This window comes from Pantoea sp. EABMAA-21 (assembly GCF_030053335.1).
Classification (GTDB): domain Bacteria; phylum Pseudomonadota; class Gammaproteobacteria; order Enterobacterales; family Enterobacteriaceae; genus Pantoea; species Pantoea communis.
This window is the reverse complement of sequence record NZ_JASGBX010000032.1, coordinates 1-11,228: the sequence shown is the minus strand read 5'-3', so window position 1 is coordinate 11,228 and position 11,228 is coordinate 1. Positions and strand designations below refer to the sequence as shown.

Genomic DNA, 11,228 nt, shown 5'->3' with positions numbered 1-11,228 from the left:
ATGCAGTCACCAAGGGAATACAGAAGTTCGCTGCTAGCTATAAATTAACCGTGTCCGTTTTAGCGGGGGCAACTCCAGCTCAGTCCCAACAAAAATTAGCGGAAGCGCTTAATAAGTTTAAAGATGCCGGAATTCTGCTTTCTGCACCCGCAGGCATAGCCGCAGCAACGGCGAGCAATATTCAACTCTCTTCAGGCCAAAGCCTGACGGCAACAGCAGGCAAAAATGTCGATATGAGTATTGTGAAACGTTTCACTGTTGCGGCGGGTGAAGCCATCAGCCTTTTTGCGCACCGGATGGGGCTAAAAGTATATGCAGCAAAAGGCGATGTCGACATTCAGGCACAAACCGATGCCATGCGTCTTCAGGCAAACAAAAATTTGGCGGTTAACAGTATCAGCGGGGAAATAATCCTCAATGCCAGCCAGGGAATTACCCTGACCAGCAAAGGTGGCGCCTATATAAAAATTAAAAACGGATCCGTAGAAATAGGTGCTCCTTCGAGGATATCTCTTAAAAGTGGAGATATTGCGTGGGGTGGTAATGCCTCACTGGAAACTGCACTTTTAGCCGTTCCCGTTAGCGACCCGCAGTTTACGAACACAATGAATGGTCGATTCCGTGTACTGGATCAGGCCACACAACAGCCTAAAGCCTATATACCTTACCGAATTGAAAGCGCAGACGGACAAATCCTGCGTGGCGTGACGGACGAGCAGGGATATACGCAAGCGCACTACGGCCTGAACGAGGCGGCGATATCACTGCATTACGAATAAAGGGACTTTAATCAATGAGCGCGAAACACCCTCCCGCGGCAGAAAATGCACTGAGCAAAAAAGACGGTAACACTGTTAATGCGCATCACACCTCCTGCCAGTGCTATTTCCGACCGGAAACCACGGAAGTCATTTTCCTGGATGAATCTGATTCAGGTGAGTTTGATGATTTAACCAGCAAGCTAAGTGAGTTGATGGACAGGCTTGAAAAGGCACGGGTCCGTCATTCAGCGGCGATTGAGGCTTATTATAAAAAGCGTAATGACATAGCCAGTCAGGAAGCGCTACCGGCTTATTTCGATGCGGTCGTGTCGACGGAAATAGAGGCTGAAAAAGCGACAGAGGCGCTGCAGAAGGAGGTGGGGGAGTTTGATGAGCAGGCGGGTTATGCCGGCCTCGTTGAACTTATTCCTCTTGAGCCTCTGAAAAAGGGCATCTACGGGCGATTCTATTGTTACATGAAGAAAACCGACTACGAGGCTTTCTCGGGCAGGATGACGGTCATCAGCCTGAACAACCTGGGTGCAGAGGATTTTTACCAGCGAGATAAGGACGGCAACATCATTGCTATCAGCACGAAAGCGATACGGGAACGTTTTCAGAAGGTCATAGAGTCGCTCACGCAAATGTCCTCAGGAAAAACCGCCTTCGGTGCGGAGGGAACGTATGAGGCCAGCCTGACTGAGTGGGCAGAGGCCTGGAACGGGCAGGATGGCTATGCTGCACAGGGGCGCGTAATAGATGTCTCCGCAGGCGCACAGTTTCTCCGTTTTTCCTCGAACGCAGGTGCGCAGCTTGACTGGAACCGAAAAGAAAATGCGGGAATCATCAGCGGCGAGGCTGAGGCAACGCTGACGCTTGCAGAGGCGCACGTCAAAGCCACCTTTTATCAGCCGGATCGTGGCGGGTGGCAGTTGAAATTTATCATCAACGATGAAAATAAAGAGGCGAACCTGGGCGTGCTGCGCTCAAGGATTGATACGGGGCTGACGGGATTTGCAGGCGCCTCAGCGAGGATAGAAGGCAATCTGCAATTTGTGGTGAGTGACGGACAGCAGAAGCTGATGGGTGTCCGTGCGCCATACTCCCGCTTTGCACTGCGTCAGAAAGGGGTGATGGTTGATACGGAAAAGGAGACATCTGCCGCAACGTCGGTCAGGGCAGAGTTGTTCGCGGGTGTATCCGCCGGCGGGACCTTTGGCGGCGCGCTGCAGTGGCTGAAACCGTTTGAGTCTCTGGTAGACCACCTGCCGGATATGTTACGCACGTTTGGCATGGAGGCGTCGATATCGGACACGAAGGTGCTGGATAAAGTGCTGAGTATCAGCCCTAAATCCGCGGCGTCTGCCCAACGGGTGGGCAAGTTCACCGATTTTGCCGCATTCATTGCGGGTGGCGAGCTACAGGCTGGGCTGGGCGGGTCCGGGGAGTACGAGTTCTGGTTCGAAGATGGGAAGTTTAAATTCCGGATATCCGGCGGGGTTTGCCTTGGTGTCGGAGCTAAAGGCTCAGCTCAGGGAGAAGTTACACCACATCAGTTTACCGAGTTTGCAGTGTGGGCGGTTTACCAGCTGTACGGGATGGATTACCGTTATTTTAAGGTGTTCGCTAAGGATGCTTTTAAGGCTCTGACCCTGATAGTTCTTATGGGTGGGAAGAGTATTTATGAAAACTATTACAATAAAATGAAAGCCACATATTATACAGTGTCAGAAGATTTTGACGATTTCATAAAAAATATCAAAAAGAATCTATCGAATGCTGCTGAGGCATCCGATAGCAGAAACCAGTTTGCTGAGCAGATAAATAATAATCCGTCAGAAGTTTATCATTTCACTCCTGAAGGAAAGGGTATTTCAATTTATCTTCTCATACAGGGGGGAATGTATGACCGGATTGACCCCAGTAATCACAAATTAGCATCTTTAATCGATAACTCTGAGAATGGTCTGTTGCCCATCCCGGATACGGCGCATCAGCGGAAAAAAGCCGTGCTAACCATACTAAGCAGCATACAGACGAAACGTGAGTGGGCTGAAGTACTGATAAGGATGACCGGTAACGGCGAAAAGGTTGCAGGCGCTCCCATTTCTAAATTAGGGCAGGCGAGATTAATTAAACAGCAGGAAGAGCTAATACGCACCGCTCTGCAAATCGGTATTAATCAAGATCACCGGTTAAATGAGATGATTAAACGGCTTGAATTGCAGGATTTCCGTGAAGTTTACCGCCGCTTAAAAGAAAAGCCCGCTTTCGGGTATCCTTTTGCACCGAACTGCACGAAGCAATACGCCCTGTATTGTGACGATAATCCCTGGTACGCCTCACTTTGCCATATTGCACCAGCAAATCCAGTAATCACGAATGCACTTAACTTTTTGAATAAATGATGAAAAAAATCTTATTGTTATTACTGTTCATCCTGTCCGGATGTGATGAAAAAAAAATAGTCGCGCCGGAATTATCTGCACCACAACAAAAAAAACTGGACGCATTTATCAGCCGTATTAAGTCCGATATGGTATATATGCCTGCGGGCACCTTTCTGATGGGGGATTTTTGTTCAGAAATGCGCAACGGCGGGGCGTTCTGTACTATAGATAAAAACAACAAGCCAGCTCATGAGGTTGAGCTATCATCCTTCTCAATATCCAGATTCAAAATCACGCATCAGGACTATAAGTTTTACCTGGAAGTTTCTGGGTTGCCAGCGCAGAGCTTTAATAAAGAGTACAGGAATGAAAGACTCGCTAAAATGACGGTGCTAAAAAACAGCCCGGCGATTATCAACTGGCACAATGCAGATAAGTACTGCCATTGGCTTAAGAGCCAGACTGGGCTAAATTTCTCGCTCCCGACGGAAGCACAGTGGGAGTATGCCGCGAGAAACCGTGGGAAGTACGTCAGTATCGCCACGGATGACGGTTCCCTGCGCGTCAGCAGAGACACAGAGTTAGGGGTGAATTTTGGTACTTATGAAGATCGGGAACTTGCAGCCCGGCCTGTTGGGATCGACCCAGGGATTCTAAGTTTACCTGTCGATAAATTTCCCCCGTCTCCGGCAGGTTTGTATGGTATGGCGGATAACGGCAGAGAGTGGGTCATGGACTGGTATGACCCGGGCTGGTACGCAAAATCTCCGGTCAAAGACCCTCATGGCCCGGAGTCCGGCGTGATTAAAGACGAAGAGACAGGGCAATACTGGAAGGTGCTGCGCGGAGCCATCCTGCCAGCACCTGGCCGTCCGTCCGGGCTCACGTTCAGCCGCAGTTATGACATTCCGGAACCGGGATATCCTGCGGGCCATACGGCCCGTTGCGTAGTGAATGAGCCGGAGCCGCTGAATTAGTCTCTGTAGTTTAAAAATCAATAAACTGAAATGATACCGGACTGAAACCGGTGCAGCCCAACTGTACGCACTCTTTAATTGCGAAGACGAACCCTGATATGCCTCGCTCTATCATGTGACACCACAGAGTGCCATTACACAACATAACCTTGAGCCGGCCCGAAAATGAAAAAGAACTTAGCTGTTTTCCTTCTAATACTCCTTTCAGGGTGTGATGATAAGAAGGTGGTCACGCCGCCCCTGACGGCAGAACATAAGAAAGAGCTGGACGTATTCCTCAGCCGCGTCAGAGCGGACATGGTTTACATGCCGGCAGGGACGTTTCTGATGGGGGACTTTTGTTCGGAAATGCGTAATGGCGGGGCGTTTTGCACAAGCGATAAGAATAATAAGCCGGCTCACAAAGTTGAGCTATCAGCCTTTTCAATTTCAAAGAAAAAAATCACGCATGAAGATTATAGCTTTTATCTAAAAATAAGCGGACGTCCTCTTCAGCAATTTGAAAAACCATGGAGAAATAAAGCTCTTTCTGAAATGACGGCTATGAAAGAAGGTCCAGCTATTATTAATTGGCGTGAGGCTGATAATTACTGCACTTGGCTGAGGAAGCAAACTGGTTTTAATTATTCACTCCCGACTGAGGCTCAGTGGGAGTATGCTGCAAGAAATAAAGGGGGTTATGTCAGTATTGCCACTGATGACGGTTCTTTGCGTCATAACCGAAAAACAGATGTTGGTGATAACTTTGCTACGGATTATGACAGACAGACAATTTCAGAGCAATTGGGTATCGACTCCCAGTATGTTTTCTTTCCTGTTGATAAATATCCTCCTTCACCGGCAGGATTGTATGGTATGGCAGATAATGGAAAGGAGTGGGTTATAGATTGGTATGATCCTGATTGGTACAAGATATCGACAACAAAGGATCCTCAAGGCCCTGATTCAGGGGTGATCAAAGATAATACCACTGGGCAGTATTGGAAAGTTTTAAAGGGGGCTGACCATCCATCGCCCGGATGGCCTTCAGGTCTTACCTTCAGCCGCAGCTACAAAATTCCCGAACCGGATTTTCCTGCGGGCGTTACTGCTCGTTGTGTGGTGAACCAATCTGCTCCTCTGGAATAAATACACTAATTTATAATTATGGGGTATGCCCCAACCTTTATTAAAAAAATCAGCAGATATTAACTGCGGCTATGAAAAAAATTGACCAATCTTAAATTTTTGCAAGCATAAATAACGTTTTAAGTCAGTGGTGGTTAAATTTTTTCACATAGTCTTCTTTATTCTGGGCTGGAATGGTTAATTAGACGGGGTGAAGAAATGATACGCATTTTTCTGACGTCGGCTATTAATCATGACAAGCAGTTGAATGACCTGATTCAGAAGCTGGAACTGCAGGACTTCCGCGAAGTGTATCGCCGTTTAAAGGAAAAATCAGCTTTCGGATACCCGTTTGCGCCCAACTGCACGAAGCAGTACGCCCTTTACTGCGAAGACAATCCTTGGTATGCCTCGCTTTGTCATGTGACACCGCAGAGTGCCATTAAAAAACATAACCTTGAGTCGGCCCGAAAATGAAAAGAAATTTAGCTGTTTTTCTCCTGATAATTCTTTCAGGGTGTGATGATAAAAAAGTGGTCACGCCGCCCCTCACGGCAGAGCAGAATAAAGAGCTGGACGTATTCCTCAGCCGCGTCAGGGCGGACATGGTTTATATGCCGGCAGGGACGTTTCTGATGGGGGACTTTTGTTCGGAAATGCGTAATGGCGGGGCGTATTGTACGGGTGATAAGAGCAACAAGCCGGCTCACATGGTAGAGCTGTCTGCCTATTCGATTTCAAAATATAAAATCAGTCATGAAGAGTACGCATTGTATCTGAGGTTATCTGGGAGCTCTCCGCGAAATTATAATGATGAAGTGAGTGATACGATGCTCTCGGAGATGACGATATTAGATAACAGCCCTGCAATAATTGACTGGCGCGAGGCGGATACGTATTGCCGTTGGTTAAAGAAAAACACAGGTTTAAATTTCTCGCTCCCGACGGAAGCACAGTGGGAATATTCAGCCAGAAATAAAGGGCAGTATGTCATTATTGCCACTGATGACGGTACGTTGCGTTATAACCGGAAAACGGAGCGTGGTGAGAACTTTGCGACGGATGAAGATCGTGAGATAGCCGCCCAGCAGTACAGAATCGACTCACCGCTTATCCGCCTGCCAGTAGATAAGTACCCACCTTCACCGGCGGGGCTTTATGGAATGGCAGAGAACGGCAGAGAGTGGGTCATGGACTGGTATGATCCGGACTGGTACAAAAAATCTCCGGTCAAAGACCCTCATGGACCGGAGTCCGGCGTGATTAAAGATGAAGAGACAGGGCAATACTGGAAGGTGCTTCGCGGGGCCATCCGGCCCGTTGTGTGGTGAATGAGCCGGAACTGCTGAATTAGCCTCTGTGGTTTAACAATCAATAAACCGAAATTATGCCGGACTGAACCTGTTACGTCCCGGTATGCCCCCTGTACAGCGAAGATAATCCCTGGTACGCCTCGCTCTGTCATGTGACACCGCAGAGTGCTAACACAGCACAACCTTGAGCCGGCCTGCTTTAATTTCTTAGGATAATAGATTCCCTTTCATTATCAATTGGTGCTGTTGCCCCACTGGTATGACGTTCTTATAACGGAAGGTGGAAATAATGAGTGATGCTGAAATGCATGATTCGCTTTTAATGTTAAAAAAAGAGTTGTTGGCTCTAAATTACGAGATTGATATTCCATTTAATATAGTTTCTTCAAGGGATGAACTAATCGCCTCGTGGAAAATAGTCGATGCCAAAGCAATTGAGCCTTTTGGTATGGAGGGATTGAAAAAACAGTTTGAACTGAAATTGATTTTTGATGTGGATAACAAAACAGTGCGTTACACAGAAAAATCGACAGACATTAACTGGGACGTGCAATTAAAACGTTTTATTAAGAAAAAAGAAGTACGCCTGGGAAGTCGTAAGGAATTCAGTCAGGGAGCTTCATGGGGGATTAAAGAGGACGGTTCATTCGGTCAGCAATATGCTTTCAAATTCAGAACGCGAGACATTAAAAACCCAATTTTTAAGGTTGTGCAGAATTCAGGATGGCACCTGAAACTCAGTGCAACAGACAAGGTGGGGTGTCACATTTTCACCATTCTGATTGCGGTAATGGTGATCTGTGGTTTGGTGGTTTACCTGTTTTAAGGAGAGAAATGAGTGAAAGGAGTGATTCGTATCGGGGATACCCTGTCCAGCGGTGGCACCGTCCTGCAGGGCAGTTCCGGGGTAAGATTCCAGGGCAAGGACGTTTCCTGTGCAGGGGATAAGGTGATGTGCTCGGCCCATGGCGGGACGACCATTGCAGAAGGCGATGAAGTGGCAAAAATTAACGGTAAACCTGTTGCACTTCAGGGGCACCGCTGTGGTTGTGGCTGCACGTTAATCTCCTCATTACCCATTGCCGGAAGGCGTCAGTAATGCCCATTGAACTGGAAAAAATCCCGCCAAAGCGGCAACTGCCGGAGGCGCCTTCATCATTGCGATGGATCCTGGTCATTGCACTCCTCACGTTAAGTGGTGTGATGCTCTCTCTCTGGCTGTGGCCCAGGGATATGCCTACAAACTCTGTCTGGTTCTGGTTTTGCACCCTGGCAATACCTCTCTCTGCCGGATTTGCGTGTTATGGTCTCCGGCTAAAGGCTTATGAAAATGAAAGGGATAAGACCTGCTACTGGAACCAGCTTCATCAGCAACAGCATGACAGGTATGTCGAGCAGGGGCAGCGCGCTGTCGGTGTCTTGGGCCAGTCTTTTATAACGCCCTACGGCTGCAACAAACTCAGCTCCGTATTGCTCACTCATGGCAGCATGCTGTGCTCGCAATACAGTCCAGCACTACAGCGTGCGGTAACCACTGCACGTCTGTCAGACTGGATGCCGGATGTCCCGATACTGACCTTTGAAAAAAGGCTGGCTGGTTATCTCAATGATGTTCTTCACATGCTGAAAGCGGAGTTGTCAGCTCTCTCTGATGACAAGATTTCTGTACGTATTCAACACGATGCTGTGCTGACTAATTCGCAGGTGGGGCGGATCTGGCAGAGCATAATTTCACCCATTCATACTTTTTCCCTACCTGAGATTAGCACAGAGGACGCTGGGCTCATGTGGCTGGATCCCTTGCTTGATCAGGATGAAGCAACCGTCATGCTGTCGGTTGAAATCAATCTTTTTCACTCGCTGCGGGATCGCCAGTCTGAGTCAGTATCGGCACTCATACTGGCAACACCAGAATGGTTGTCCCGGCATAACGTTAAATCCGAGGTACTGATCCATCGTCCGGTAGTGGCAACAGAACTGATGAGTTCACTGGAGGATGTGCTGCGCTGGGGGAAACTGTCCCATGGTGAACCACACACACTCTGGCGGTCAGGTGTGTGTCAAATGTCGCTACAGCGTGTAATTCAGCAGGCTGAACGTCTGGGATATGTTCCGGGAAATATAGAGAGTTACGACATTGACGATCTATTTGGCGGGCCGGGAGCGGCGACAGGAAATATCGCTTTAATCTGCGCCAGTGGACATGCTGCATTGTCAGGAAACCCGCAGTGGATAATGGTTGAAGGTAATAACGCCCATTAATTAATTGTGCGTAAATCAGAAAGCTGAAGGAACGCTGTATGATTAAAAATAAACGGATAAGTACCTGGGTTATCATCACCGTTATATTCATAATAAGTGCCGGTCTCATCTGGTCAAATAATCCATTTTTACACCTCAGCGGTCGTGAACAAAAACTTTATGCATCATTAATCACTGCTGTGATGTGTCTGCTGTTATTACTGATGGACGAACTGCTCATCGAGGCGTGGCTCTGGCTGATATCACGGACTTTCCTGCAGCGATTAATAATGCTCACAGGGACCAAAACACAACAGACAGAGCATGCGCCTGATAACGACTTTTATCGGGACACGTTAAAACAGTGCAGACTTCATCTGCGTATAAATTCTGGCCTACGCTGGCGGCATAATGTTCGCGTCACACTCATCACCGGGAGCGTTGCGGATGTAGAGTCTCTGATCCCCGGACTCCCGACTCAGCTCTGGCAGGAGGACGGCGGTACACTTTTATTCTGGGGGGGAGACCCGTCGGAAAACCTTAACAACAGCTGGTTTAAAATGCTGAGTGGCTTTAGCCGCCGTCCGGCTGATGCAATGGTGTACGTTACGTCTGCTGCGGACCGATGTGCGGCAAGTCGTCGCGACGCCTCAGCATCTTTACCGCCAGCAATGAACATTGATGTTATCGTTCGGGGGATCGCAGCCCGTTATGATACCCTGGGGTGGCATCTTCCACTGTTTATCTGGTCGCTCCATCCGCGCACTGGTGAGCAAAAGGATCGTATCACTCAGCCCCTGGGCTGCCAGTTGCCTGAAACCAGTAATGTTGATGCTCTGCTGGCAGAACTCACAGGCCTACTCACCTCACAGGGTATTCAGCAGGTGGCTGGTAATCCGCAGCATCACTTTCTTCTCGGCCTGGCTGACCAGCTCAGCAGAAGTCCCGAGTCTGTTACTGCGATGATTTCTCACTTTCTGAGTCCACGTCGCCCATTCCCGCTGGCAGGTCTTGTTTTCAGTGCCCCTTCTGGAAAAGTCGAGGGCGGCATACCGCACCGCTGGATACGGGACAATCGCTGGGATACGTTGCCCGCGAACTCTAACGAACTGCCTGCACATCTTCGCCCCATCCGCACTGGCCTGCAGTGGAGCCGTATGCTCGCTGCAGCCGCCTGTGCGTTAGTCATTCTGTGGGGAGCGGGGATGCTGGTCTCTTTTGCCACCAATCGCAGCATTATTAGTGGTGCTGCTGAGGTTGCTGAAAACGCTGCTGACCGCAGTCAGCCTTTAGCGCAACGTCTGGGTGCACTGGGGAAGTTGCAGGAGACTGTCGCACAACTCCAGTATCGCGCTGAGCAGGGTGCCCCATGGTACAGCCGTCTCGGACTAAGTCAGAATACGATACTGCTTTCAGCCTTATTGCCCCGATATAGTGCAGCGGCTAAGCCATTAATTCGTGATGCTGCTGCATCGTATCTCACTGACGCACTGAAAGCCTATGCCTCACTCCCATCTGACAGCCCATTGCGGGAAACGCAGTCAAAGCAGGCCTACACGCAGCTCAGGTTGTATCTGATGCTGACGCGTCCTGAACGTATGGACCCCAGTTGGTTCAGCCAGGCACTGATGCAAAACTGGACGCAGCGGCAGAGTCTGGACCAGGCATACTGGCAGGGTGCCGGGAGTCCGCTGCTGGCTTTCTATGCAGAGAATTTCAATGCTCACCCTGAATGGGCGCTGAAAGCAGACCCGGAGCTGGTCAGGCAGGTGCGCACCCTGCTGGTACGTCAGATGGGGGTAACCAACAGCGAAACCCGCCAGTACCAGCGGGTGCTGGCGCAGGTGGCGCACCAGTATGCCGATATGCGCTTGGCAGACATGACCGGCGATACGGATGCGGGTCGCCTGTTTACCACCGATGAAGTGGTGCCCGGCATGTTCACCCGTCAGGCGTGGGAAGACGGCGTTAAACCCGCGATTGAAAAAGTGGCGAGGGAGCGGCGTGAGGAGATGGACTGGGTACTGAGTGATGCGCCGCCGTCTGCCGGTGATGCATCCTCATCCGAAGCGCTGGAAGCGCGGCTCAGCAGCCGTTACTTTGCCGATTATAGCGCCGCCTGGCTGAACTTCCTGAACAGCCTGCGCCTGCAGCCGGCACCGACGCTTTCAGACGCTATCGACCAGCTCACGCTGATGGCAGACGTCAGACAGTCGCCGCTGGTGGCATTAATGAACACGCTTAATGTGCAGGGCCGCACTGCACAGAGCGGCGGCGCGATTGGCGACTCACTGGTGAAATCCGCGCAGAACCTCTTTAACCGCGAAAAGCTCCCTGCCATTGACCAGAACAGCGGACCGATCGGCCCACTCGATGCGACTTTCGGCCCGCTGCTGGCGCTGACTGACAATCAGGGCAGCAGCAGTATGAGCCTGCGTA

The 11,228-nt window shown here is 49.8% G+C and carries 10 protein-coding genes; all 10 read left to right on the top strand.

All coding sequences use genetic code 11. The annotated features are described in order from the left end of the window. Positions 1-779 (top strand): DUF2345 domain-containing protein (locus tag QMZ65_RS24890; RefSeq protein ID WP_283216924.1); only part of this gene is annotated, 779 nt, incomplete at its 5' end. A 14-nt stretch (positions 780-793) separates the two neighbouring features. Continuing rightward, entirely contained in the window at positions 794-3,169 is a 2,376-nt protein-coding gene (locus QMZ65_RS24885; RefSeq protein ID WP_283216923.1) for a hypothetical protein, read from the top strand. Then, positions 3,166-4,128 (top strand): formylglycine-generating enzyme family protein, encoded by a 963-nt coding sequence (locus QMZ65_RS24880; protein WP_283216922.1) that lies wholly within the window; start codon positions 3,166-3,168, stop codon positions 4,126-4,128. The genes QMZ65_RS24885 and QMZ65_RS24880 overlap by 4 nt, the downstream gene beginning before the upstream one ends. Before the next feature lie 165 nt (positions 4,129-4,293). Continuing rightward, entirely contained in the window at positions 4,294-5,256 is a 963-nt protein-coding gene (locus tag QMZ65_RS24875) for a formylglycine-generating enzyme family protein (RefSeq protein WP_097118710.1), read from the top strand. A 198-nt stretch (positions 5,257-5,454) separates the two neighbouring features. Then, complete coding sequence (locus QMZ65_RS24870) at positions 5,455-5,712, top strand: hypothetical protein (protein ID WP_283216921.1); 258 nt, start codon at positions 5,455-5,457, stop codon at positions 5,710-5,712. Beyond that, on the top strand, positions 5,709-6,566 hold the full coding sequence (locus tag QMZ65_RS24865; protein WP_283216920.1) for a formylglycine-generating enzyme family protein: 858 nt from the start codon (positions 5,709-5,711) through the stop codon (positions 6,564-6,566). Before QMZ65_RS24870 ends, QMZ65_RS24865 begins: the two co-directional genes overlap by 4 nt. Before the next feature lie 271 nt (positions 6,567-6,837). Beyond that, entirely contained in the window at positions 6,838-7,374 is a 537-nt protein-coding gene (locus tag QMZ65_RS24860) for a hypothetical protein (RefSeq protein ID WP_097118713.1), read from the top strand. A gap of 12 nt (positions 7,375-7,386) precedes the next feature. Next, a complete protein-coding gene (locus tag QMZ65_RS24855; protein WP_097118714.1) occupies positions 7,387-7,647 on the top strand; it encodes a PAAR domain-containing protein in 261 nt (86 codons plus the stop codon). Then, positions 7,647-8,810: a KPHS_23130 family T6SS system protein gene (locus QMZ65_RS24850; RefSeq protein WP_283216919.1), complete on the top strand. Its 1,164-nt coding sequence runs from the start codon at positions 7,647-7,649 to the stop codon at positions 8,808-8,810. Before QMZ65_RS24855 ends, QMZ65_RS24850 begins: the two co-directional genes overlap by 1 nt. A gap of 539 nt (positions 8,811-9,349) precedes the next feature. After that, on the top strand, positions 9,350-11,228 hold a 1,879-nt coding region (locus QMZ65_RS24845), incomplete at its 3' end, for an ImcF-related family protein (protein WP_283216918.1).

Excerpts from the sequence above, each read along its gene's own strand:
- QMZ65_RS24885 (WP_283216923.1), top strand. The coding sequence starts at position 794 with ATGAGCGCGAAACACCCTCCCGCGGCAGAAAATGCACTGAGCAAAAAA.
- QMZ65_RS24880 (WP_283216922.1), top strand. The coding sequence starts at position 3,166 with ATGATGAAAAAAATCTTATTGTTATTACTGTTCATCCTGTCCGGATGT.
- QMZ65_RS24875 (WP_097118710.1), top strand. The coding sequence starts at position 4,294 with ATGAAAAAGAACTTAGCTGTTTTCCTTCTAATACTCCTTTCAGGGTGT.
- QMZ65_RS24870 (WP_283216921.1), top strand. The coding sequence starts at position 5,455 with ATGATACGCATTTTTCTGACGTCGGCTATTAATCATGACAAGCAGTTG.
- QMZ65_RS24865 (WP_283216920.1), top strand. The coding sequence starts at position 5,709 with ATGAAAAGAAATTTAGCTGTTTTTCTCCTGATAATTCTTTCAGGGTGT.
- QMZ65_RS24860 (WP_097118713.1), top strand. The coding sequence starts at position 6,838 with ATGAGTGATGCTGAAATGCATGATTCGCTTTTAATGTTAAAAAAAGAG.
- QMZ65_RS24850 (WP_283216919.1), top strand. The coding sequence starts at position 7,647 with ATGCCCATTGAACTGGAAAAAATCCCGCCAAAGCGGCAACTGCCGGAG.